17 protein-coding genes are annotated in these 24,685 nt (G+C 72.8%); 12 read left to right on the top strand and 5 right to left on the bottom strand.

Features of this window, described 5'->3' with window-relative positions; all coding sequences use genetic code 11:
- Positions 1-229 precede the first annotated feature (229 nt).
- Positions 230-2,071 (bottom strand): translation elongation factor 4, encoded by a 1,842-nt coding sequence (lepA, locus tag NOSIN_RS03430; protein WP_077689337.1) that lies wholly within the window; start codon positions 2,069-2,071, stop codon positions 230-232.
- Positions 2,072-2,322: 251 nt separating this feature from the next.
- On the opposite strand from lepA, the gene NOSIN_RS03425 reads away from it, so the two are divergent.
- The 5 genes from NOSIN_RS03425 (at position 2,323) to holA (ending at position 9,023) form a co-directional block, all read left to right on the top strand.
- Positions 2,323-3,303, top strand: a complete 981-nt coding sequence (locus NOSIN_RS03425) for a hypothetical protein (protein WP_077689336.1) — start codon at positions 2,323-2,325, stop codon at positions 3,301-3,303.
- Between the two features lie 310 nt (positions 3,304-3,613).
- Positions 3,614-3,883, top strand: a complete 270-nt coding sequence (gene rpsT, locus NOSIN_RS03420; protein ID WP_077689335.1) for a 30S ribosomal protein S20 — start codon at positions 3,614-3,616, stop codon at positions 3,881-3,883.
- Between the two features lie 833 nt (positions 3,884-4,716).
- The gene (locus tag NOSIN_RS03415; protein ID WP_077689334.1) at positions 4,717-5,616 is read left to right on the top strand and encodes a ComEA family DNA-binding protein; all 900 of its coding nucleotides are present in this window, start codon (positions 4,717-4,719) and stop codon (positions 5,614-5,616) included.
- A 7-nt stretch (positions 5,617-5,623) separates the two neighbouring features.
- Complete coding sequence (locus tag NOSIN_RS03410) at positions 5,624-7,966, top strand: ComEC/Rec2 family competence protein (RefSeq protein ID WP_077689333.1); 2,343 nt, start codon at positions 5,624-5,626, stop codon at positions 7,964-7,966.
- Positions 7,967-8,060: 94 nt separating this feature from the next.
- On the top strand, positions 8,061-9,023 hold the full coding sequence (gene holA, locus NOSIN_RS03405) for a DNA polymerase III subunit delta (protein ID WP_077689332.1): 963 nt from the start codon (positions 8,061-8,063) through the stop codon (positions 9,021-9,023).
- A gap of 12 nt (positions 9,024-9,035) precedes the next feature.
- Here holA and NOSIN_RS03400 read toward each other — a convergent pair whose 3' ends face one another.
- A complete protein-coding gene (locus NOSIN_RS03400) occupies positions 9,036-10,244 on the bottom strand; it encodes an amidohydrolase family protein (RefSeq protein ID WP_077689331.1) in 1,209 nt (402 codons plus the stop codon).
- Positions 10,245-10,693: 449 nt separating this feature from the next.
- The gene (hflX, locus tag NOSIN_RS03395) at positions 10,694-12,229 is read right to left on the bottom strand and encodes a GTPase HflX (protein ID WP_077689330.1); all 1,536 of its coding nucleotides are present in this window, start codon (positions 12,227-12,229) and stop codon (positions 10,694-10,696) included.
- 338 nt (positions 12,230-12,567) lie between these two features.
- Here hflX and aceB point away from each other — a divergent pair, with 338 nt between their 5' ends.
- From aceB to NOSIN_RS03375, 4 genes are all read left to right on the top strand, one after another.
- The gene (aceB, locus tag NOSIN_RS03390) at positions 12,568-14,172 is read left to right on the top strand and encodes a malate synthase A (protein ID WP_077689329.1); all 1,605 of its coding nucleotides are present in this window, start codon (positions 12,568-12,570) and stop codon (positions 14,170-14,172) included.
- 147 nt (positions 14,173-14,319) lie between these two features.
- Entirely contained in the window at positions 14,320-15,810 is a 1,491-nt protein-coding gene (locus NOSIN_RS03385) for an FAD-linked oxidase C-terminal domain-containing protein (protein WP_077689328.1), read from the top strand.
- A gap of 46 nt (positions 15,811-15,856) precedes the next feature.
- Entirely contained in the window at positions 15,857-17,080 is a 1,224-nt protein-coding gene (locus NOSIN_RS03380) for an FAD-binding oxidoreductase (protein ID WP_077689327.1), read from the top strand.
- A gap of 115 nt (positions 17,081-17,195) precedes the next feature.
- Positions 17,196-18,539, top strand: coding sequence for a (Fe-S)-binding protein (locus NOSIN_RS03375; RefSeq protein WP_077693380.1), 1,344 nt, complete (start codon positions 17,196-17,198; stop codon positions 18,537-18,539).
- Positions 18,540-18,762: 223 nt separating this feature from the next.
- Here the strand turns inward: NOSIN_RS03375 and dapF are convergent, their stop codons facing one another.
- Positions 18,763-19,587 (bottom strand): diaminopimelate epimerase, encoded by an 825-nt coding sequence (gene dapF, locus NOSIN_RS03370; RefSeq protein WP_077689326.1) that lies wholly within the window; start codon positions 19,585-19,587, stop codon positions 18,763-18,765.
- A gap of 101 nt (positions 19,588-19,688) precedes the next feature.
- Here dapF and miaA point away from each other — a divergent pair, with 101 nt between their 5' ends.
- The 3 genes from miaA to NOSIN_RS03355 all read left to right on the top strand — a co-directional run bounded on the left by miaA (position 19,689) and on the right by NOSIN_RS03355 (position 22,953).
- Positions 19,689-20,690: a tRNA (adenosine(37)-N6)-dimethylallyltransferase MiaA gene (miaA, locus tag NOSIN_RS03365; RefSeq protein WP_077689325.1), complete on the top strand. Its 1,002-nt coding sequence runs from the start codon at positions 19,689-19,691 to the stop codon at positions 20,688-20,690.
- Positions 20,691-20,926: 236 nt separating this feature from the next.
- Complete coding sequence (locus NOSIN_RS03360) at positions 20,927-21,667, top strand: TetR/AcrR family transcriptional regulator (RefSeq protein WP_077689324.1); 741 nt, start codon at positions 20,927-20,929, stop codon at positions 21,665-21,667.
- A 17-nt stretch (positions 21,668-21,684) separates the two neighbouring features.
- Positions 21,685-22,953, top strand: a complete 1,269-nt coding sequence (locus NOSIN_RS03355; protein WP_077689323.1) for a cytochrome P450 family protein — start codon at positions 21,685-21,687, stop codon at positions 22,951-22,953.
- A gap of 77 nt (positions 22,954-23,030) precedes the next feature.
- Here the strand turns inward: NOSIN_RS03355 and miaB are convergent, their stop codons facing one another.
- Positions 23,031-24,497: a tRNA (N6-isopentenyl adenosine(37)-C2)-methylthiotransferase MiaB gene (gene miaB / locus NOSIN_RS03350; protein WP_216349822.1), complete on the bottom strand. Its 1,467-nt coding sequence runs from the start codon at positions 24,495-24,497 to the stop codon at positions 23,031-23,033.
- Positions 24,498-24,685: the final 188 nt, after the last annotated feature.

Below are 24,685 nucleotides of genomic sequence, written 5' to 3'. Positions count from 1 at the left end.
GAGGGGCGCCCCCCGGCCGGGGGGCGCCCCTCCTTGCTCCTTGCGTACCCGCACGTGGACCGGGGCGCCGAGAACCGGGGCTCGCCGCCGACGCCTGACGCCCGTGCCCGCGCCGTCGCCCGCCACCGCCCTCAGCGGACGCCCACGGCGCAGTACCCGTCGCGTCCCGGCCCCTCCCGCGGAACCCGGTACGCCCCTCGCGCCTTCGCGGTCGGCGGGCGCCCGACCACTACTTCTTCTTCTTGTCCTCGACGCTGCCGCTGTCGGTGGACAGGGCGGAGATGAAGGCCTCCTGGGGCACCTCGACCCGGCCGACCATCTTCATCCGCTTCTTGCCCTCCTTCTGCTTCTCCAGCAGCTTGCGCTTACGGCTGATGTCACCGCCGTAGCACTTGGCGAGCACGTCCTTGCGAATGGCGCGGATGTTCTCGCGGGCGATCACCCGGGCGCCGATGGCCGCCTGGATGGGGATCTCGTACTGCTGCCGGGGGATGAGCTCGCGCAGCTTCTTGGTCATCTCCACGCCGTAGGCGTAGGCCTTCTCCCTGTGCACGATCGCGGAGAAGGCGTCGACCGCCTCGCCCTGGAGCAGGATGTCGACCTTGACCAGGTCGGAGAGCTTCTCGCCGATGGGCTCGTAGTCCAGGGAGGCGTAGCCCTTGGTACGGGACTTGAGGTGGTCGAAGAAGTCGAAGACGATCTCGGCCATGGGCAGCACGTAGCGCATCTCCACGCGGTCCTCGGACAGGTAGTCCATGCCCTGGAGCTCACCGCGCCGCTCCTGGCACAGCTCCATGATCTGGCCGATGTGGTCGGAGGGGCTGAGCAGCGTGCCCTTGACCATCGGCTCGTAGATCGAGGCGATCTTCCCCGCCGGGAACTCGCTCGGGTTGGTGACCGTGTGCTCCTCGCCGTCCTCCATCTCCACGCGGTAGATCACGTTGGGCGCGGTGGAGATGAGGTCGAGGTTGAACTCGCGCTCCAGGCGGGCCCTGGTGATCTCCAGGTGGAGCAGGCCGAGGAAGCCGCAGCGGAACCCGAAGCCCAGCGCGGCGGAGGTCTCCGGCTCGAACGCCAGGGAGGCGTCGTTGAGCTGGAGCTTCTCCAGCGCGTCGCGCAGCACCGGGTAGTCGGTGCCCTCGATGGGGTACAGGCCCGAGAACACCATGGGCTTGGGCTCGCGGTAGCCCTCGAGCATCTCGGTGGCGGGCTTGGACAGGGTGGTGATGGTGTCACCGACCTTGGACTGGCGCACGTCCTTGACCCCGGTGATGATGTAGCCGACCTCGCCCACGCTCAGGCCGCCGCACTTGGTGGGCTCGGGCGAGCTCACGCCGATCTCCAGGATCTCGTGCGAGGCGCGGGTGGACATCATCTGGATGCGCTCGCGCGGGCTGAGGTGGCCGTCCACGACACGGACGTAGGTCACCACACCGCGGTAGGTGTCGTAGACCGAGTCGAAGATCATCGCGCGGGCCGGGGCGTCGGCCTCGCCGACGGGCGGCGGGATCTGGGTGACGATCTCGTTGAGCAGCTCCTCGACGCCCTCGCCGGTCTTGGCGCTGACCTTGAGCACCTCGGAGGGCTCGCAGCCGATGATCCCGGCGAGCTCCTCGGCGTACTTCTCCGGCTGCGCGGCGGGGAGGTCGATCTTGTTGAGCACCGGGATGATGGTGAGGTCGTTCTCCAGCGCCATGTACAGGTTGGCCAGGGTCTGCGCCTCGATGCCCTGCGCGGCGTCCACCAGCAGGACCGCGCCCTCGCAGGCGGCCAGGGAGCGCGAGACCTCGTAGGTGAAGTCGACGTGGCCGGGGGTGTCGATGAGGTCGAGCGTGTAGGTCTGGTCGTCGAGCGCGGTGAAGGGGATCCGCACGGCCTGCGACTTGATGGTGATGCCGCGCTCGCGCTCGATGTCCATGCGGTCCAGGTACTGGGCACGCATCTGGCGGTCCTTGACGACCCCGGTGATCTGGAGCATCCGGTCGGCCAGCGTCGACTTGCCATGGTCGATGTGCGCGATGATGCAGAAATTGCGGATCAGCGCGGGATCGGTCCAGTTCGGCTGTGCCACCGTGCTCCGTTCACAAGGTTGGGTCCGGGTCGTGTGCGCCTCGGTCGGCGCCGCCCCGCCGCGGCGTGGGCCTACGGCGTCGTCCATCTTCCCACGGCGGCCGGGTCGTCCTCTCCTGGGACGGCCGCGGCCCGTACGGCAGTATGGGGCGCGGGCGCGGGACTCGTGTCCAGATTATGCGACCCGGTGCCGGGAACGGGCCGTTCGGAGGCGTGCGGCGTGAAGGGCTCGGACGTGGGAGGAGCGGGCGGTTGAAGTGGCTGTTGACACGGCTGTTGGCCGGGCTGGCCGCGGTCGCGGTCGTGGTGGTGGGGGCGGGTGCGCTGCTCGCCCACCAGTTCTCGGGGGAACCGGCGCCGTGGGCCTCCTCCCAGGGCGCCGACGCGGCGTGGGTGGGCTCGTGGGAGGACACCGGCGCCCTGGCGCGGGTGCTCGGCACCGGCGGGGTGGACACGGTGTACGTGTACGCGGGCGACATCGACTCCGAGGGCGCGGTCGAGCGCGTGGAGGACACCGGGGCGCTGCTGTCCTGGCTGGAGGAGGAGTACCCGGACGTGCGCGCGCTGGCGTGGCTGCGGCACGTGGAGAGCGGGTCGTCGCTGGTCCGGGACCGGCTCGACGAGGAGGCCCGCGAGGCGCTCGCCCCGGCGGTGGCCGAGGTCGCCGCGGACGGGTTCACGGGGGTGCACCTGGAGATCCGGCCGGTGACCGTGAACGACCCGTCGGTTCCCAGGCTGGTGTCGATGGTGCGCGAGGAGCTGGGCGAGGGCCCGGTGCTGTCGGTGCGGTCCCACCACGTGGAGCTGGTGCCGGGCGGGCGGGTGCCGTCCTTCGTCATGGAGCGCGAGGAGAAGTACTGGTCCCAGGGATACCTGGCGCGGGTGACCGAGCACGCGGACGAGGTGGTGCTGCCGGGCGTGGGCGCCGGGATGCCCGGGGACGCGCTGTACGGCGGGTTCGTGGTCCGGCAGGTGACCGAGGCGGTGACCGCCCTGCGCGGGCGCGAGGACGTGGTGGTGCGGTTCGGGCTGCCCACGTACGGCGGCGGCGAGTGGGCGCCGAAGGACTCGGAGGAGTCACTGGTGACCGCGCTGGCCGCCGTTCGGCTGGGAGTGACCAAGGCGGAGCCGCCGGAGGGGATGACGGTGGGGGTGGCGTTCTACCTGGGCGACGAGGCGACCGAGAGGGACGTGGCCGCCTACACCGCGGGGTGGCTCTCCCCTGGGGCGTGAGGGGCGGCCGAGGGCCGTGCGGGCCTCCGTGAGGGCACGTGCGGGCTCCGTGTGCGCCCGTGGGGTCCGCACCGGCTTCCGTCAGGGCACATGCGTGTCCCGCGTGTGCCCCGTCCGGGTTCGAGCGGTGTCCCGTGTAAGGCATACTGGAAGTCCGTGTCTCGGACTTCCACGTTCGAATTTTGAGCCCCGTGGACTCACACACCCGGCGCCGGTACCCACTCTGGCCTCTCGCGGAACGGCTGCCCGCGAGCTGAGCCGCTGGTCCGACCGGCGCGATGATCAAGATTAACTTGGAGCACGTTTTCGCATGGCGAACATCAAGTCGCAGAAGAAGCGCATTCGGCAGAACGAGAAGGCTCGTGTCCGCAACCAGTCGGTGCGCTCCTCGCTGAAGACGGCCATCCGCAAGTTCCGCGAAGCTGCCGAGGCCGGGGACGTCGAGAAGGCCACCGTCGCGCAGCGCACCGCCGCGCGCGCGCTGGACAAGGCGTCCAGCAAGGGCGTCATCCACAAGAACCAGGCCGCGAACCGCAAGAGTTCGATCGCCAAGCGTCTGCACGACCTGCAGTCCGCCTGAGGGCCGGCTTCCTGAGACCCCGGCCCGGTGCTCGCCACCGGGCCGGGGTTTTTCACGCCCGGGTCGCGGCACCGCCGCCGTAGGTTGTCCACAGCCTGGAATCGGCTGCTGACACAGCGTTCACGGCTTTCTAACGTAGCCGTATGACCACTCAGCGCCGTTTCCGGCGCCACTCCCCCGTGCCCGACCAGCAGGACCGCCTCCGCGCGCTCCCCTTGGACGCCTCCCCCGCCGCCCGGCGTCTGCGCGCACGTATCCCCCGGCCTCCCGCGGAGCCCGCGTCGCCACTCGTGGAGCCCGCGTCGCCTCCCGGGGGCCCGCCGATCCCGAGCGCGCCCTACGCCGTGGCCGCGCGGACCGCGTACCGTCCGCCCCCGGACTCCGCGGGCGCGCCTCCCCGGCCCCACGGTGCCCGGCCCCCGGGCACGCTCTTCCGGGGCCGCACCACCCGCTCCGCCGAAGCCGCCACACGATTCCCGGAGACCGTTCAGGGCCATGTGGCCCAGCCCCCGCCCGGGAGCGCCGTCCGGTCCCGCGGTGCCCGTCCCGCAGGAACCCGTGCCCACTCCCCCGCGGGAGCCCGTACCCGCTCCCACGGCGCCCGGCCGGGGCGTGGGGAGGCCTCCGCCTCTCCCGGCACGTGGTCCGGGGACGACCCGCGCGGCCTGTCGTCGGCGCCCTCGTCCGGTACCGGGCCGAAGAGGCGCGTGCCGGACAGGCGCACCCCGGAGAGGCCCGCGCCTGAGGAGCCCGCCTCGGAGGGACGCGCGCCGGCAAAGCCCGCACCGGAGGAGGCCGTGCCGGGGTGGGCCTCGCCGAAGAGGCCCGTACCGATGAGGATCCCGCCGGAGAGGCCCGTACCGGGAAAGCCCGCGTTGGAGGGGCACCCGGCCTCCGTCCGGAAACCGGACGGGCCCACCGGAGAGGGGGCACCCCCGGGCCTCACCCGGGAGTGCCTCCCGGACCCGTCGTGCGATCCGTCCGAGGGGCGGCACCGGCGCCCGGAGCGTCCCCCGTCGGGGTACACGGAGTTCGATCCGGAGCCGCCCGACTCGCTCCTGGAGCGGCTGGCCCGCCGGTGGGCGCCCAACGCGGTGCTGTCCCGCCGCGCGGTACTCGCCCTGATCGTGCTGGGGGCGCTGGCCGTCGCGCTGGTGCTGGCGCTGCACGACCGGCCGACCACGGTGCCCGCACCGGAGATGGTCACCCGGGCCGCGTCCGCCGCCCACCCGGTCGAGGAGGGGAGCGGTGGCGCCGAGGCGGCGGAGGGCCCCTCGGCGTCGGAGGCCGCCGCGGCGCGGGAGGACCTGGTCGTGCACGTGGGCGGTGAGGTGGAGGAACCGGGGCTGTACACGCTGCCTCCGGGATCGCGGGTCGCCGACGCGGTCGAGGAGGCCGGCGGCGCGCTGCCGGAAGCCGACCTCGACCTGCTCAACCTGGCGCGTCCGCTGGCCGACGGCGAACAGATCCTGGTGGGTGTTCCCCCGCCCGCCGGCGGAACCGGGACCGGGCACGGGACCGGCGCACAGGGGATCGGCGGGCCGGTGAACGTCAACCAGGCCGACAAGGCGCTGCTGGAGACCCTGCCGGGCATCGGCCCGGTGATCGCCGACAACATCATCGCCCACCGGGAGGAGCACGGTCCCTTCCGCGGTGTCGACGACCTCGTCAACGTGAGCAAGATCGGCGAGAAGGTGCTCGACAGCCTCAGGCCCCACGTGACGGTGGGGTGACCGGGCCGTGGTGACGTGGCTGGGGACGGACGCCTACGGGCTGGACCGGCCACCCGACCTCCGGCTCCTGGTACCCGCGGCGGCGGCCTGGCTCACCGCGCTGGCGGCGCTCGCCGTGCCGCCGTGGGCGGCCTGGGCGCTCGGCGGGGCGGCGGGGTGCGCGGCGGTCGCTCTGTTCGCGGTGGCCCGCCCGCCGCTGGAGGCGGTGGCGCTCACCGCGGTGGCGGCGCTGGCCTGCACGGCCACGGTGGCGGCGGTGACCGGCGTCCACGTGCACCGGGTGGACGGGAGCGCGGCCGGGGAGGTGTCGGAGTACCAGCACGAGGCGGAGTTCGAGGCGGTCGTGAGCGCCGATCCGAGGTCGCGTTCGGGGACGCCCCGGCCGGGACGGGCGGAGTGGGTGGTCGGGGCCAGGACCTCGTGGGTGCGGACGGAGGACGGGGTCCGGGCCTCCCGTGCGCCGGTGGTGGTACTGGCCTCTGGCGGGGGCTGGCACGGCCTGCTGCCCGGCCAGTCCTTCCGGGCGCGGGGCGTCTTCCTGGACGCCGAGGACGAACCGCTCACCGCCGCGCTGGTGCTGGTGCGCGGACCGCCCGAGGAGGTGGGCGCCCCCAGCCGGTCGCAGGCCCTGGCCGGGCGGGTGCGGGCGCGGCTGCGCGAGGCCGCCTCCGCCCTGCCCCAGCCCGGGCGCGGACTCCTCCCGGCGCTGGTCGTCGGTGACGTGTCCCTGGTGCCGCCGGAGACCGCCGAGGACTTCCGGGCGACGGGGATGACGCACCTGCTGACCGTCAGCGGGGCGAACCTGGCGGTTCTGACGGGTCTGGTGCTGGCGGTGGCCAGGATGGTGCGGGCTCCGCCCTGGTGCTCGGTGGCGGGCGGCGCGGCGATGATCTGGGTGTTCGTCCTGGTGTGCCGGCCGGAGCCGAGTGTGGTGCGTGCCGCGTTCATGGGATCGCTGGGACTGCTGGCCATCGCCACCGGACGCGCCCACGCGGCGCTCGGCGCGCTGAGCGCAACCGTGGTCGGGGTGCTGTTCGTCGCCCCGGGGCTGGCCGCCTCGTTCGGGTTCGCGCTGTCGGTACTGGCGACCGCGGGGATCCTGCTGCTGGTGCCGCCGTGGGCACGGGCGTGGTCGGGGCGCCTGCCGCGCCCGGTGGCGGAGGCCCTCGCCGTGGCGGTGGCCGCCCAGGTGGCGGTCTCGCCCGTGCTGGTGCTGTTGTCGGGTGAGCTGTCGTGGGTGGCGGTCCCGGCGAACGTGCTGGCCGCCCCGGTGGTCGCGGCGGTGACCGTGGCGGGGTCGGCGGTGGCGGCCCTGGCCACGGTGTGGCCGGGCGCGGCGGCGGTGGCGGTGCACCTTCCCGGGCTGGGGGTGTCGTGGATCGCGGCGGTGGCCCAGGCCGGTGCCCGGATCCCCCACGGTGCGCTGCCGTGGCGCTCCGACCTGGCCGGGGTCCTCTTCCTTGCCGCCGTGCTGGCGGTGCTGGTGTTCACGCACGGACGGTTCCGCCGCGTGGTCGCCGCCGTCGTGGTGGCCGTGCTGGTCCTGGCCCTGGCCGCCCGGTGCGTGCCGGGCGGCTGGCCGCCGCCGGGGTGGGCGCTGGTGGCGTGCGACGTCGGCCAGGGCACCGCGTTCGTCCTGTCCGCGGGTCCGGGCGCGGCGGTGGTCGCCGACACCGGCGAGGACCCCGAGAGGGTCGACGCGTGCCTGGAGCGTCTGGGGGTGCGCGAGGTCCCGCTGCTGGTCCTGAGCCACGACCACGCCGACCACGTGGACGGCACACCCGGGGTGCTGCGGCACCGGAGGGTGCGGGCCGCGTTGGCGCCGCCGGGGTTCGGTGCCGGCGCCACCGGGCGGCTGCTGGCCGGGGCCGGTGTGGAGTTGGTGGAGGCCGAGCGCGGCCAGCGGTTGCGGGTGGGGCAGTGGCTGCTGCGCGTGCTGTGGCCGGAGCCGGGCTTCACGGGGTCGGTGAACGACGCATCGGTGGTGGTGCGTGCGGACGGGAGGGCGCTGACGGTGCTGCTGACCGGAGACATCGAGGAGGAGGCCCAGAGGAGGCTGTTGGAGGGGCCGGACGCGGACCTGCTGCCGGTGACCGTCCTGGCCGTCCCGCACCACGGGGCGAAGACCCGGGTGCCGGCCTTCCTGGAGGCCGCCGCCCCGGTGGTGTCGGTGACCTCGGTGGGTGCGGACAACACCTACGGGCATCCGGCGCCGTCCACGTGGAGCGTGCTGGAGCGGGTGGCGCGGGTGAACCTGCGCACCGACCGGGACGGGGACGTGGCGGTGCTGGACGGAGGCGGTTCCGGACCGGGCGCGGCCGTGGTGCGCGGACCCGGATTCGCGCGGTAGGCGTGCTCCGCGGGCACCGCACGTGGCGCGGCGGCGCGCGTCGGCCGGACACGCCGCGCCCGGCCGGTCGGCGGGGCGTGGCATGCTCTGTTGTATGCCTGTACCCGCCCTGCTCACGATCATCGTCGGGGACGAGGAACTCCTCGTCGACCGGGCCGTCGCCGCCATCGTCGCGGAGGTCCGCGAGGCCGACCCCGAGGTGGACGTCCACGACCTGGTACCCGCCCAGATAGGGATGTCCACGCTCGTCGAGGTCACCTCGCCCTCGCTGTTCGGCGACCGGCGGGTGGTGGTGCTGCGCTCGTCCCAGGACCTGACCAAGGACCTGGCGGCGACCGTCACCGACTATCTCAAGGACCCCGCCGACGACGTCAACCTCGTGCTCACGCACACGGGCGGCAACAAGGGCAAGGCGCTGCTGCAGGAGGCGGTCAAGGCGGGCGCCCAGCGGGTGGACTGCAAGGGGCCCGGCAAGGCCTCCGAGCGGGTGGCCTTCGTCAGGAGCGAGTTCTCCCGGGCCGGGCGCCAGATCACCGCCGACGCCGCGCAGGCGCTGGTGGACTCGGTCGGCAGCGAGTTGCGCGAGATCGCGGCGGCCTGCACCCAGCTGGTCGCCGACACCGAGGGCCGGGTGGACGCCGCGGCGGTGGCCCGCTACCACTCCGGCAAGGCGGAGGTCTCCGGGTTCGCCGTGGCCGACCGCGCCGTGGAGGGCCGCCTGCCCGAGGCGCTGGAGCAGCTGCGCTGGTCGCTGTCGGTGGGCACCGCCCCGGTGCTGATCAACAGCGCCCTGGCCGGTGCGGTGCGCGGGATCGCCGTGGCCGCCCAGCCGCCGCGCGGCGTTCCAGAGGCGGAGCTGGCCAAGCGGGCCAGGGTGCCGCCGTGGAAGCTGCGCACCCTGCGCCAGCAGGCCCGTGGGTGGAGTCCGGCCGGGGTCACCCGGGCCATGGCGGTGATCGCCGAGACCGACGCGCTCATCAAGGGCGCCGGACGCGACCCCGCGTACGCGCTGGAGCGCGCCGTCATCGAGATCGCCCGGGCACGCGGCAGGCGCTGAGACCCGCCCGCCTCAGCGGATGGTCCGGCCGCCCTGCCACACGCGCAGGGTGTTCAGGCCCATCGACCAGGCGAACGCGCCCTCGTGGTCGGCGTCCCACTGGACCAGGTCGGCCAGGCTGCCGGGTGCGAGCACACCGCGGTCGCCCAGGCCCAGGGCGCGGGCGCTGCCCACCGTGGCGGCGTGCAGTGCCTCCTGGACCGTCATCTCGAACATGGAGATGGCCAGCGAGATCACCAGCGGCATCGACATCGTCCCGGACTGCCCGGGGTTGTGGTCGGTGCCCAGGCCGATCGGCACCCCGTGGTCGAGCAGGGTCCGCACCGGCGGGGTGCGGCGCTCGTGCAGCGATGTGGTCGGGCAGGCCACCACCGGTGTGCGTGTGGCGGCCAGTGCCAGGACGTCCTCCTCGTCGGTCTCGTGCAGCAGGTCCACCGACGAACAGCCCATCTCGGTGGCCATGCGCACGGCACCGTGCCGGGGCCGGGAACAGGCGTGCATCGTGGTGCGCAGCCCCACCGACTGGCCCACGCCCAGCAGCATGTGGGCGTCCTCGGTGGTGAACTGCTGGTTGTCGCAGTACACGTCCACCCCGTCGGCGCCGGCCAGGGCGGCGTCGCTGAGCCAGGAGGCCGCGGTGGCCGCGTACTCCCGGGGGCGTCCGAAGAACTCGGGCGGCACCCCGTGCGCGGGGAAGAAGGTGACGTGCAGGCGCGGCATGCCCGGCTCCTCCTCCAGGGAGCGCAGCAGGCGCACGTCGGCCAGTTCCCCGTCCCTGGTCAGGTGGTAGCCGGTCTTGGCCTCCACGGTGGTGCTGCCGGTCAGCACCCAGTGCCGGAGCCGCTCGCGGACCGCGTTGCACAGAGTCCACGGGTCGGTGCCCCGGGTGATGGTCACGGTCGTGGAGACACCGCCGCCCGCCGCGAAGATGTCCCCCTTGGACGCGCCCTTGGCCCACATGTTGACTTCGGCGTAGCGGTCACCCGCGTACACCGGGTGGCAGTGGGCGTCGACCAGGCCGGGGGTGATCATGCCGCCGCCGATGTTGACGACGTCGTCGACGTCGGTGAGGTCCTCCACCACGCCCGGGATGCGCTGGGGCAGGTCGGCGGCGGGTCCCAGCCAGGCCACCCGGTCGTCGTCCATCAGGAGCGCGGCCTTGGTGAGCAGCTCGTTCCCGGTCCACAGCCGTCCGATGTTGCTGAGGAGTACTACCGCCATGGGATCGCCCGTCCTCGCCGGTCAGATCCGCCGCTGTGGCTGGAGGACGCGGTCGGGGGATACACGGGCGGACATGGCGACCTCGTATCTGGAGCGGTCCGACAGAGCCGGTGGGGCGGCCGGGGCCGCCGCGGGTGCCGGACAGTGGGGGAGCGTCGGCTGTCGCCGGGACAGCGGCCACTGACGGCCAGTGCTCCAAGACCGTAGTCCATCCTCGGACTCCGTGTACACCTCCCCCGGATGACGAATGCGAATGTACCGGAGCAAAACTCGCAAGTACGTGGAGTGATGATCGCCACGACCACCCGTGCCGAGCGGCGAACGCGCTCGGACGGCACGTGCGGGACACGCCTGGGGCGCGCGGCCCACCGGACACGACAGGACCGGGGCACCCCCTGGGGGGCGCCCCGGTCCTCGGCCGTCGCGGCGCGCGTCGCGCCGCGTGCTTCTCAGACCGCGCTGGGCGCGTACTCGTTCAGCTTGGCGGCGAGCAGCTCGGGGACGAAGGCGTGGAGCGCCGTGCCCTCGGCGGTGTGCTCCTCGCTGAGGATGCGACCCTCCTCGTACACCCGCGCGACGAGGTCGCCCCGGGAGTACGGAACGAGCGCGCGCACCTCGTGCGCCAGCTCGGGCAGCGCGCCGGCCAGCGCCTCCACCAGGTCGGGCACGCCCTTGCCGGTGCGGGCCGAGACCTCGACCATGTCCGGGTAGCGGGTGCGCAGCGCCCTGAGCACGTCGGGGTCGGCGGCGTCCACCTTGTTGACCACGATGAGCTCGGGCACGTCGACGGCGTCGATGTCGGCGAAGACCGAGCGGACCGCGCTGATCTGGCTCTCGGGGTCGGGGTGGGACCCGTCGACCACGTGCACGATCAGGTCGGAGTCGGCGACCTCCTCCAGCGTGGAGCGGAAGGCCTCCACCAGCTCGTGCGGCAGGTGCCGGACGAAGCCGACGGTGTCGCTGAGCGTGAATCCGCGGCCGTCGGGCGTGCGCGCCTGGCGGACGGTCGGGTCCAGGGTGGCGAACAGGGCGTTCTCCACCAGGACGCCGGCGCCGGTCAGCCGGTTGAGCAGGCTCGACTTGCCCGCGTTGGTGTACCCGGCGATGGCCACGGACGGCACCTCGCGGGTACGCCGGACGTCGCGCTTGACCTCGCGGGCGGTGCGCATGTGGACGAGCTGGCGGCGCAGCTTGGCCATCTTGTCGTTGATGCGCCGGCGGTCGGTCTCGATCTTGGTCTCACCGGGACCGCGCAGGCCCACGCCGCCGCCCGAGCCGCCGCCGGAGCCGCCCGCCTGACGGGACAGGGAGTCACCCCAGCCGCGCAGTCGCGGCAGCAGGTAGTTGAGCTGGGCGAGTTCGACCTGGGCCTTGCCCTCGCTGCTGCGCGCGTGCTGGGCGAAGATGTCCAGGATCAGGGCGGTGCGGTCGATCACCTTGACCTTGACCACGTCCTCCAGCTGTCGCAGCTGGCCCGGGGTGAGCTCACCGTCGCAGATCACGGTGTCGGCGCCGGTGGACTCCACGATGTCGTGCAGCTCGGCGGCCTTGCCCTTGCCGACGTAGGTGGCGGGGTCGGGCTTGGAACGGCGCTGGGTGAGACCCTCGAGGACGAGGGCGCCCGCGGTCTCGGACAGGGCCGCCAGCTCGACGAGCGAGTTGTCGGCCTCGGCCTGGGTCCCCCTGGTCCACACGCCGATGAGGACGACGCGCTCCAGCCGCAGGGACCGGTACTCGACCTCGGTGACGTCGGTGAGCTCGGTGGAAAGCCCCTGTACGCGGCGCAGCGCGTGACGCTCGGCGAGTTCCATCTCGCCCTGGTCGGGGACGTTGTTCGGGTCTTCGTAGCGGTCGCCACCGGTGGCCTGGGCCTCGCGGGACGCGTCTGTTGCGTTGACCCCGTCCCCGACGGTGATCGCCTCGCGGAACGCGTCCTCGGCCTCGTGGCCGTGACGGGCGCTTCCGCGGGTGTCAGCTGTATTCATATCCCTCCAGGTGGGTCAACGTGATCGCCACCGTGATTCTTCCCGTGGCCGGGCCGTGGCGGTGCCCTGCCGGGTCGATGGTGACATCTCGTCTCCGCCGGGGCACCTGAATTATCGCAGGACACACGGCGGAGTACGGTACCGCGCGCGGGCCGGGGCGGATCCTTGGCACCTTCGCCAAGAATTCAAAAACTTGCTCGGAGAAGTTTTTACGATCTTCTCAGCGCGGGAAACTTCCCGGGCACGTGAGACACGCGCGACGTTGACCGCCCGAAGAACCGGGCGGTAACTTGATTTCCACATACCAGAAGCTTATTTCGTATTGCGGAAGGTTATCCATGGGCGCCACGCACGGGGTCGAGATCACAGGCCCCCTCCACGAACGGTTCGACGAGATCCTCACCGAGGACGCCCTCGCCCTCGTCGCCGAGCTGCACCGCACCTTCGAGGGGCGCCGCCAGGAGCTCCTCGCGGCGCGCGAGGCCCGGCAGGAGCAGATCTCGGCGGGGACCGACCTCGGCTTCCTCCCCGAGACCAAGCACATCCGCGAGGACGACGGCTGGCGGGTCGCCCCGCCCGCCCCGGGCATCACGGACCGGCGGGTCGAGATCACCGGCCCCACCGACCGCAAGATGACCATCAACGCGCTCAACTCCGGCGCCAAGGTGTGGCTGGCCGACTTCGAGGACGCCAACACCCCGCTGTGGGAGAACATGGTCGGCGGGCACCTCAACCTGCGCGACGCGCTCGACCGCGAGATCGACTTCACCTCGCCCCAGGGCAAGACCTACGCGCTGAAGGAGGACGGCGAGCTCGCCACCATCGTCGTGCGCCCGCGCGGATGGCACCTGGACGAGAAGCACATCCTCGTGGACGGGCAGCGCGCCAGCGGCGGCATCGTCGACTTCGCGCTCTACTTCTTCCACTGCGCCCAGCGCCAGATCGACAAGGGCAGGGGCCCCTACTTCTACCTGCCCAAGATGGAGAGCCACCTCGAGGCCCGGCTGTGGAACGACATCTTCGTCCTGGCCCAGGAGCGCCTGGGGATCGCGCGCGGCACCATCCGCGCCACCTGCCTGATCGAGACCATCCCCGCCGCGTTCGAGATGGAGGAGATCCTCTACGAGCTGCGTGAGCACTCCGCCGGGCTCAACGCGGGCCGCTGGGACTACCTGTTCAGCATCATCAAGGTCCACCGCACCCGCGGACGCGAGTTCCTGCTTCCCGAGCGCAACGCCATCACCATGACGGCGCCGATGATGCGTGCCTACACCGAGCTGCTGGTCAAGACCTGCCACAAGCGCGGCGCGCACGCCATCGGCGGCATGGCGGCCTTCATCCCCTCCCGCAGGGACGAGGAGGTCAACAAGGTCGCCTTCGCCAAGGTCCGCGACGACAAGTCCCGTGAGTCCGGCGACGGCTTCGACGGCTCCTGGGTCGCCCACCCCGATCTGGTCCCGGTCGCCATGGAGGTCTTCGACGGCGTCCTGGGCGAGCGCCCGAACCAGCTCGACAAGCAGCGCCCCGAGGTGGAGGTGTCCGCCTCCGACCTGCTCGCCGTGAGCCGGACCCCGGGCGGCGTCACCCTCACCGGGCTGCGCGGCAACATCAACGTCGCCCTGCAGTACCTGGCGTCGTGGATGGGCGGCAACGGCGCGGTGGCCATCCACAACCTGATGGAGGACGCCGCGACCGCCGAGATCTCGCGCTCGCAGATCTGGCAGTGGCTGCACAACGACATCACGCTCGACAACGGCCCCAAGGTCACCGTCGACCTGGTCAAGCAGATCATCGACGAGGAGCTGGCGACCATCCGGGAGTCCCTGGGCGAGAACTTCGACGAGAACCTGTTCAAGCAGGCCACCGAGCTGTTCACCGAGGTCGCCCTCGCCGACGAGTACGTCGACTTCCTGACGCTCCCCGCCTACGAGCGCATGCCGTAATACCGGTACAAATTTCACAAAACGGAAAATAATTTCCACCGTGCCCCTTGCCTCGGCAGGGGGCACGGTCGTACTTTCGCCTTGCGAGCTCGCATCCGGCGGGGGCGGGACCAACCGTGTCGGCGCCGGTGGAACCGGGAGGCCTCCATGTCCGAGACCGCGGCCCCGACGGGGGCCCAGGCCGACGTGGCCGCGCTCGTCCCGCGGCTGCTCCGGATCTGCGGCGAGGACGGCGTCCTCACCGACACCGCCCGGCGACGCACCTACGAGAGCGACGGCCTCACCCACCACCGCGCCGTCCCCGGCGTCGTCGTGCTGCCCACCACCGCCGACCAGGTCGCCGCCGTCGTGCGCCTGTGCGCCGAGAACGGCGTGCCCTTCGTCCCGCGCGGTGCGGGCACCGGCCTGTCCGCGGGGGCGCTCCCCCACACCGAGGGCGTCCTGCTCGTCACCTCGCGCATGCGGCGCGTCATCGAGGTCGACGTCGAGAACGAGTGCGCCGTCGTCGAACCCGGCGTGGCCAACCTCGACGTCACCCGCGCCGCCGCGCCGTACGGCTACTACTACGCCCCCGACCCCTCCAGCCAGCAGGTGTGCTCCGTGGGCGGCAACGTCGCCGAGAACTCAGGCGGCGCCCACTGCCTCAAGTACGGGTTCACCGTCAACCACGTGCGCGGCCTGGACATCGTCACCCCCTCCGGCGAGCAGGTGAGCCTGGGCGGCAAGAGCCCCGGCGCGCACGGCTACGACCTCATCGGGGCCTTCGTCGGCTCCGAGGGCACCCTGGGCGTGGCCACCCGCGTCACCGTCGGCCTCACCCGGTCGCCGGAGCGGACCGTCACCCTGCTCTCCGCGTTCACCTCGATGAACGCGGGCGGGCAGGCGGTCAGCTCGATCATCTCCGCCGGGGTGCTGCCCTCGGCCGTGGAGATGATGGACGCGCTGGCCATCGAGGCCGCCGAGAAGGCCGTGGCCTGCGACTACCCCGAGGGCGCCGCCGCCGTGCTGGTCGTGGAGCTGGACGGGCCCGCCGCCGAGGTCGACGCGCAACGCGCCGAGGTCACCCGGCTGTGCGAGGAGGCGGGCGCCTTCGAGACCCGCACCGCCACCGGAGCCGACGAGCGCGCCCGGATCTGGAAGGGCCGCAAGTCGGCCTTCGCCGCCGTCGGCCGGATCAGCCCCGCCTACATCGTCCAGGACGGCGTCGTCCCGCGCACCGCCCTGCCCGAGGTGCTGCGCCGCATCACCGAGCTGTCGGCCGCGAGCGGCATCCGAGTCGCCAACGTCTTCCACGCCGGGGACGGCAACCTGCACCCGCTCGTGCTGTTCGACGACGCCGAGCCCGGCGCGGGGGAACGGGCCGAGGAGGTCTCCGGCGCCATCCTGGACCTGTGCATCGAACACGGCGGGTCCATCACCGGCGAGCACGGCGTGGGCGTGGACAAGGCCTGCAAGATGCCGCGTATGTACGGGCCCGACGACCTGGCCACCTTCGACCTGTTCCGCCGGGCCCTGGACCCGGACGGGATCGCCAACCCGGACAAGCTGCTGCCCACCCCGCGCCTGTGCGGCGAGCAACCCGGTGTGCGCCGGGGAGTGCACCCGCTGGTGGAGTCGGGAAGAGCCGAGCAGTTCTGAGCACCGGGGGTACCTCCGGGAAGGACACGAGAGTGGGGAGACGCGCGTGACACTCGCCGGGGAGCCGGGCACCGATGACCGCGCCCCGCGGAGGGGGACCGGCGCAGACGCGGTGGGCGGCCTGGTCCCCGCGCGTGTGGCGCGCCCCGAGAGCACCGAGGCGCTGGGACGGGTCATGGCGGCCGCCGCGCGGGAGGGGTCGGCCGTCGTCGCGCGCGGCAACGGCACGGCCCTGGACTGGGGCGGCCTCCCCCGCCGTCTGGACCTGCTCGTGGACACCGCCGGCCTGTCCTGGATCGAGCACATCGCGGGCGACCTGGTGGTGGAGGTCGGCGCGGGCACCCCCGTGGCCGAGCTGTACGGGGTGCTGGCCGCCGCCGGACAGCGGCTGTCCATGGACCCGGTGCGCGCGGGCGGCACCGTGGGCGGCATGGTCGCCACGGGTGTGAGCGGCCCGCGCCGCCTGCTCGGCGGGGCGCTGCGCGACCTGGTCATCGGTATGACGGTGGTACGCGCCGACGGGGTGGTGGCGCGCAGCGGCGGACGGGTGGTCAAGAACGTGGCCGGGTACGACCTGGCCAAGCTGCACACCGGCGGACTGGGCACCCTGGGCGTGATCGCCTCGGTGGCCCTGCGCCTGCACCCGCTCCCTCCGGCCCTGCGCGTGGTGAGCCGCGCGACGCCCTCCCACGAGCACGCCGAACGGGCGCTGGCGGAGCTGCGGCGGAGCACCGTGGTGCCCTCCGCGGTGGAACTGGACCGGCCTCCGGAGGGCCCCGGGCACCTGCGGGTGGTGCTGGAGGGGACTCCGGACGGTGTCGGAGCACGGGTGGCCGAGACCGCCCGGATCCTGGGCGGGGACCCGGAGGTGGCCGACGCCCTGCCCGAGGGCTGGGGCGTGCTGCCCGCCGAGGGAACGCTCGCCCTGGTGTCGGTGCCTCCCGCCGAGAGCGTTCGGGCCGCCGTGCGGGTGGGCGGGCTCTCCGGTGCGGCGGGGGCGACCGCGCACGTCACCGGCTCCCTCCCGGCGGGCGCGCTGTACGTGTCCTTCCCTCCGGGCGCCGGCGCCGAGGCGGTGGGAGCGGTGGCCGACGGCGTGCGCTCCGTCCCCGGCTGGTCGATGACCCTGCTGCGCGCCGAACCGCACGTCCACACCGCCGGGGTGGACCTGTGGGGCGAGGTTCCCGGGCTACCGCTGATGCGGGCGGTCAAGGACTCCTTCGACCCCCGGCACCGACTGGCCCCCGGGCGTTTCGCGGGCGGCATCTGAAGACCACGAGCACCCGGGAGGACCCGTGACCGACCTACCGACCGACGCCGCGAACACGACCGCGCACGGGGCCGCGGACGAGACCGCGAGCGGTGCTCCGAGCGAGCGCGAGCGCCTGTTCGGCGACCTCCTCGACGACTGCGTCCACTGCGGGTTCTGCCTGCCCACCTGCCCCACGCACGTGCTGTGGGGGCAGGAGATGGACTCACCGCGCGGGCGCATCCACCTGATGGAGCAGACGCACACCGAGGACGTGCTCACCGAGACCGCCGTCGGGCACTTCGACAACTGCCTGGGCTGCCTGGCGTGCGTGTCCGCGTGCCCGTCGGGGGTGGCCTACGACGCCCTCATCGAGCACACCCGGCACCGGGTGGAGGCCGAGTACGACCGTCCCCGGAGCGAGCGGGCGCTGCGGGGGGCGATCTTCGCGCTCTTCCCCTACCGGAACAGGCTGCGACTGCTGCGCGGCCCCCTGCGCGCCTACCAGGCCAGCGGCGTGTCCTCGCTGGTACGGCGGTCGGGGCTGCTGGAGCGGGTCTCCCCGTCCCTGGCCGCGATGGAGCGCATCTCACCGCCCCTGTCCGCTCCCCCGCCGGCGCTGCCGGAACTGGTGCCCGCCGCCGGGCGGGCGCGGGCCCGGGTGGGCATGCTGGTGGGCTGTGTGCAGGGGGCGTTCTTCCCCGAGGTCAACACCGCGACCGCGCGCGTACTGGCCCTGGAGGGCTGCGACGTGGTCGTCCCCCGCTCCCAGGGATGCTGCGGCGCCCTGTCCGGGCACGCCGGGCGGATCGGCGAGTCCGCCGACCTCGCCCGGGACCTGATCGAGGTGTTCGAGCGCGAGCGCGTGGACCGGATCGTGGTCAACTCGGCGGGTTGCGGCTCCAGCATGAAGCACTTCGACCGCACCCTGGCCGAGGCGGGCGCCGACGAGGCCTGGGTGCGCCGGGGCCGGGCCATGGCCGAGCGGGTCGTGGACCTCACCGAGTTCCTGGTGGACCTGGGCCCGCGCGCCGAGCGCCATCCCCTCCCCCTGCACGTGGCCTACCACGACGCGTGCCACCTCTCCCACGGTCAGGGCGTCACCCGGCCGCCGAGGGCCCTGCTCGCGGACGTCCCCGGCCTGCGCGTGTCCGACCTGCCCGACAAGGAGGTCTGCTGCGGTTCGGCCGGGGTGTACAACCTCCTCAAGCCCGAGGCCGCGGGCGAGCTGGGCGACCGCAAGGGCCGGGACGTGGCCTCCACGGGCGCTGACGTCCTGGTCTCGGGCAACCCCGGGTGCTCGTTGCAGATCGCCGCCGCCATGGACCGCGCGGGCTCTCCGATCACCGTGACGCACACCGCCCGGGTGCTGGACGCCTCCCTGCGCGGCCTGACCGTGGAGCAGCTGCTGGGCCGCGGTCGAGCCGACCGGCCCGGGGCCGGCGGGAGCCGGGCGTCGGGGACCGGGGCCGAAGGCTAGGGCGGCTTAGGGCATGTATGGCGAATACTCACCCTGCTGCGCGACGCCCCAGCGGCACCCTCGCCGCGTTCTCATCAGTCAACAGCCAAACCAGGATGACTCCTTCTTCGGCCTTGCGAGGCCACCACCGGATACGCCCGCCCGTCTCCCTCCCACCGCCCTCAACGGTCGCGCTTCGCGCGCAGCGCTCTCCAAACGACGGGCGGCACCCACCACACACGCCCTAGAGCAGCGAGGTCTCGCCCTCGGCGACGATGACGGCGGGACCGCCCAGCCGCGCGCCCTCCGGGTCCAGGTCCACGGTGCACTCGCCTCCCAGAACCCGCACGCGCCAGGTCGCGGCCTCGCCCGCGGGACTGGCGGCCACCGCGGCGGCGACGATCCCCGTGCCGCAGGAGCGGGTCTCACCGGAGCCGCGCTCGTACACGCGCATCTCCAGCACGCCCGGGGCGACCTTTCTGTACACCTCGACGTTGGCGCCGGCGGGGAAGGCCTCGCCGTCCAGCGCCGGCGGCTCGGTCAGGTCCACGTCCGCGACGGCTCCGGCCACCTCGCAGGCCAGGTGGGGGTTGCCCACGGAGATCTGCGTACCGTGCACCACCTGCCGGGCGAGCTTGGCGGAGGAGGTTCCGTGCACCTCCACGAAGCCCATGTCCACGGTGATGTCGCCATCGGCCTCGACGCGCACCTTCTTGGCGCCGTCGCGGGTGCCCACCTCGAAGCGGTCGCCCTGGACCAGCCCCGCGTGCAGCAGGTAGCGGGCGAACACCCGCACCCCGTTGCCGCACATCTCGGCGATGCTCCCGTCGGCGTTGCGGTAGTCCATGAACCACTCGGGGCGCTCGGCCGTGCGCGCGGCCGGGGCGAGGGTCTCACCGAAGGCGCGCGTGCGCACCACGCGCAGGACGCCGTCACCGCCGATCCCGGCCCGGCGGTCGCACAACAGGCGGACGGTCTCCTTCGTGAGGTCGAGTTCCCCCTCCGGATCGGGGAGGATCACGAAGTCGTTCTCTGTTCCGTGGCCCTTGGCGAATCGCATGCCGACCATCCTAGGTGCGACCACCAACCTTTCCCACTTTCCGCTTCCACGGCCCACGCGCCCCGCACCGAACGGGTCGGGGCAGGCCCCCGGCTGAATACGCTGGAGGAATGATCAAGGTGATCGCGGTCGTCGGCCCGACCGCTGTGGGCAAGTCGGACCTGGCCGTCGAGATGGCCCTGCGGCTGGAGGAGCGCGTCGGACGCCGGGGCGAGGTGATCAACGCCGACTCCATGCAGCTCTACCGCGGCATGGACATCGGCACCGCCAAGCTCACCGAGGCCGAGAGACGCGGAGTCCCCCACCACCTGCTCGACGTCTGGGACGTCGACGAACCCGCGGACGTGGCCAGCTACCAGGCCATGGCCCGCGACCGCGTCGAGGAGTGCACCGACCACGACGCCATCCCCATCCTGGTGGGCGGTTCCGGCCTGTACGTGCGATCGGTCCTGGACCACCTGGAGTTCCCCGGTACCGATCCCGAGGTCCGCGCCCGCCTGGAGGCCGAACTGGGCGACGTCGGCCCGGGTGTGCTGCACGCCCGCCTGGCCGAGGCCGACCCCGCGGCGGCCCGCGCCATCCTGCCCGGCAACGGGCGGCGGATCGTACGCGCCCTGGAGGTCATCGAGCTGACCGGTGAGCCGTTCACCGCGAACATGCCGGACCACACCTCCTTCTACCCGTGCACGCAGATCGGCCTGACCGCCCCCCGCCCCGAGCTGGACGAGCGCATCGACACCCGCGTGGACCGCATGTGGGAGCAGGGCCTCCTGGAGGAGGTCCGCCGACTGGAGAAGCAGGGGCTGCGCGAGGGCCGGACCGCCTCGCGCGCGCTCGGGTACGCGCAGGCGCTCGCCCAGCTGGACGGAGAGCTGTCGGCGGAGGAGGCCAGGGAGGCCACCGCCCAGGCCACGCGCCGGTTCGCGCGCCGCCAGGAGTCGTGGTTCCGCCGCGACCCGCGGGTACGCTGGCTGCCCTACGACGCCTCCGACCTCGTGGAGCGCTCCCTGGCCCAGGTGGAGCGGGCCCTGTCGGTGGCCTCGGAGGAGCCCGGAGAGGCGCTGGTGGACGTGTCCACCTGGGTGCCCAGTACCCAGCGCACCACGGAGTAGCCACCTCCAACGAACACGGGGGCCGGGTCCGGCGGGGCCCGGCCCCCTCTTGCGTCCGCCCGCCCCGGTCGCCCTCCGAAGCCCCTTGTCCCCGGGTGCCCGGTCGCCTATCTTGACTGTATGACCAGATTTCAAATCTGGTCACGGAGTCACGGAGGAGAGGTGTGGGGATATGGTCATCGCGACAACACGCGTGGTCAGCCGCCGCGCCCACCCTCGATCCACAGGAGCACACCGTGGCCCCGTCCACCGACACGTCCGCCACCGAACGCGAACTGCGCGCCGACCGCATCCTGGACGCGGCGGAGGAACTGATCGTGGCCTGGGGACACCGCAAGGTCACGATCGAGGACGTCGCCCGGCGGGCGAGGGTCGGCAAGGGCACCGTCTACCTGCACTTCTCCACCAAGGACGCGCTGATCGTCACGGTCATCATGCGCGCGCAGCTCGGCGCGATCGAGCAGATGCTGGACGCCATGCGCCGGTCACCCGAGAACATCCGGCCCAGCGAGCTCGCGCGCAACATCTACCTGCGCCTGCTCGACTCACCGATCCTGCGGTCCGTGTTCGCCGACGGCACCGCGTCCCTCGGCGAGATCTCACGCAGCGCGTCGGCCGTGGTCGGCGACCTCACCCAGGAGCGGCTGAAGGCCCTGCGCACCGCCTGGACGCTGCTGCGCGAGCACGGGGTGCTGCGCACCGACCGGCCCTTCGACGACCAGCTCTACGCCTTCAGCGCGACTGTCCTCGGCCACATGGTCGCCCCTCCTCTGCTGAAGGAGGTCGACTTCCACGTGCCGGACCGCACCACCCGCGCCGGCCTCATCGCCCAGAGCGTCCGGCGGCTCATGGAGGAGGACGTCCTTCCCGAGGGCGCGCACAGGGTCCAGCCCCGGATCGTGGAGGTGTTCTCCCACCTGGAGAAGCGGGTCCGCGACGAGATCGAACGGCAGAAGCAGGCCACACGCACCGCGTAGAGCCCCGAGGAGGGCCCATGACAGCCACGTCCCCGTCCGACGACCCCATCGACCTGCGCTCACCCGAGTTCGCCGCCGACCCCTTCCCGGTGATCGAACGGGTCCGTGAGGCGGGCGGATCGGCCCCGGCCCTCTTCGTGGACACCATGGAGGCCGTCCTCTTCGTCGACGACGAGGACGTGCGCACCATCCTCGGCGACCGGCGGTTCGTCCTCGACCCCGCCAACGTGACCCGGGGGCGGGTCACCGCCAAGCGCTCCGACGCCCTGAACGCGCTGGGCATCCGCCCGGACCTGATCACCTACCTGACCGAGTCGATCCTGGACAAGGACGGCGACGACCACACCCGGCTGCGCAAGCTGGTCTCGCGCACCTTCACCGTGCGCCGGATCAACGAGCTGCGGCCCAAGGTGCAGCGCGTCACCGACGACCTGCTCGCCCGGCTGCCCGGCCTCGCCGACGGCGACGGGGTCGTGGACCTCATGCCGCACCTGTCCTATCCCCTGCCGATCGCGGTCATCTGCGACCTGGTGGGGGTCCCGGAGGAGGAGCGCGCCGCCTGGCGGGAGTGGAGCCGCCGACTGAACAGGTTCGACCCCACCCGCGCCGAGCTGATGAACGACACGCTCGGCGAGATGGTCGACCACATCAGGGGCATGCTCGCCGAACGCCGGGAGGAGCCGACCGACGACCTGCTCGGCGCGCTGGTCCGGGCCCGCGACGAGGACGGCGGCCGCCTCGGCGAGAGCGAGCTGATCACCCTGGTGTTCACCCTGGTCGTCGCCGGGCACGAGACCACCGCGCACCTGCTGGGCAACGGTGTGGCGACCCTGCTCGCCCACCCCGGGCAGACGGAGGCGCTCAGGTCCGACCCGGATCTGCTGCCCTCGGCCGTCCACGAGATGCTCCGCTACGGGGGCACCGCCGTGGTCAGCAAGGCCCGGTACGCGGCCGAGGACGTCCAGCTCAGGACCGGCCGCCTGGCCGCGGGGCAGCGGGCGATCGCGGTCATCGCGGGCGCCAACCGCGACCCGCGGGTCCACCCGGACCCGCACCGGTTCGACATCACCCGCCACCGGGGAAAGCCGGGTGAGGCGCACGTGGGCTTCGGTCACGGCATCCACTACTGCCTGGGCGCGGCCCTGGCCCGCCAGGAGGGCGAGGTGGCCGTCGGTTCCCTGCTGAACGCCTACCCCGGCCTGTCCCTGGTCCCCGGACGCGACCCCCGGCGCACGCCCTCCCCCGGCGCCCTACGGATGGACAGCCTGCCCGTCCGCCTCGGGTGAGACCGGACCCGGACGCCCCGGGACGACGGCGGCCCCCGGCGCACACGCGCCGGGGGCCGCCCGTGTTCACGCGGCGGTCAGGTCTCGCAGCAGCCGCCCGCGGCGGCGGGCTGCTCGGCCGGGACACCGATCGCGGGCATGCCCAGCAGCACCTCCGGCTTCCTCTCCGGCACCGGGCGGCCGTTGCGGGCCGCCCAGGCCTCACCCGCACGGGTGCGGCGCAGGCTCCGGACGCCGGAGTCGGACACGAGGTGGTGCGGGGCGGCGTAGGTGACCTCCACGGTCACCGTGTCGCCGGGGCGCGGCTCCTCGCCGTCGCCGACGGCGAAGTGCACGAGGCGGTTGTCGGGGGCCCGGCCGGACAGGCGGCGGTGCTCGCCGTCCTTCTTGCCCCCGCCCTCGGAGACCAGCAGCTCGACCTCCCGGCCGACCAGCTTCTGGTTCTCCTCCCAGGAGATCCGGTCCTGGAGGTCGACGAGCCGCTGGTAACGGTCCTTGACCACGTCCGGCGGCACCTGGCCGTCCATGGTGGCGGCCGGGGTTCCGGGACGCTTGGAGTACTGGAAGGTGAACGCCATGGCGAAGCGCGCCTCGCGGACCACGTGCAGCGTCTCCTGGAAGTCCTCCTCGGTCTCGCCGGGGAAGCCCACGATGATGTCGGTGGTGATCGCGGCGTGCGGCATGGCGGCGCGCACCTTCTCCACGATGTTCAGGAAGCGCTCCTGGCGGTAGGAGCGCCGCATGTCCTTGAGGACCTTGCTCGACCCCGACTGCAGCGGCATGTGCAGCTGCGGCATGACGTTGGGGGTCTCGGCCATGGCCTCGATGACGTCGTCGGTGAAGTCGCGCGGGTGCGGGGAGGTGAAGCGGACCCGCTCCAGCCCCTCGATCCCGCCGCAGGCGCGCAGCAGCTTGGAGAAGGCCTGCCGGTCGCCGAAGCCGCTGCCGTAGGCGTTGACGTTCTGGCCGAGCAGGGTGACCTCGCTGACGCCCTCGTCGACCAGCGCGCGCACCTCGGCGAGCACGTCGCCGGGGCGGCGGTCCTGCTCCTTGCCCCGCAGCGCGGGCACGATGCAGAAGGTGCAGGTGTTGTTGCAGCCGACGGAGACCGACACCCACGCCGCGTAGGCAGACTCGCGGCGGCTGGGCAGCGTGGAGGGGAAGTGCTCCAGCGACTCGGCGATCTCCACCTGCGCCTCCTTCTGGACGCGTGCGCGTTCCAGCAGGGTGGGCAGGGACCCGATGTTGTGGGTGCCGAACACGACGTCGACCCAGGGCGCGCGGCGCGTAATCTCACCGCGGTCCTTCTGCGCCAGGCAGCCCCCGACGGCGATCTGCATGCCCGGGTTGGCGTCCTTGACCGGGCGCAGGTGCCCGAGGTTGCCGTACAGGCGGTTGTCGGCGTTCTCCCGGACCGCACAGGTGTTGAAGACGACGATGTCTGCGGTGGTGTCCTCGGCTGCGCGCGCGTACCCAGCGTCCTCCAGCAGACCGGAGAGGCGCTCGGAGTCGTGGACGTTCATCTGGCAGCCGTAGGTCCGCACTTGGTAGGTACGACTCTGGCTCACGGCCCCAGGCTATCCGGTACCGCGGACCGTACGGGGCCCGTCGGCGCATCCCTCTCCGGCGCACTCCTCGGCCCTTCCGCCCTGACATGGGACGACACCGGCGAATCGCGGAACACGGGGAGGCTGTACGTGCCCGGAGGGGGTCCGTGTGAGACGCTGAAGCA

This window comes from Nocardiopsis sinuspersici (assembly GCF_001998325.1).
Classification (GTDB): Bacteria; Actinomycetota; Actinomycetes; order Streptosporangiales; family Streptosporangiaceae; genus Nocardiopsis; species Nocardiopsis sinuspersici.
Note: the sequence above shows the minus strand (reverse complement) of the source record. Positions and strands in the feature narration are given on the sequence as shown.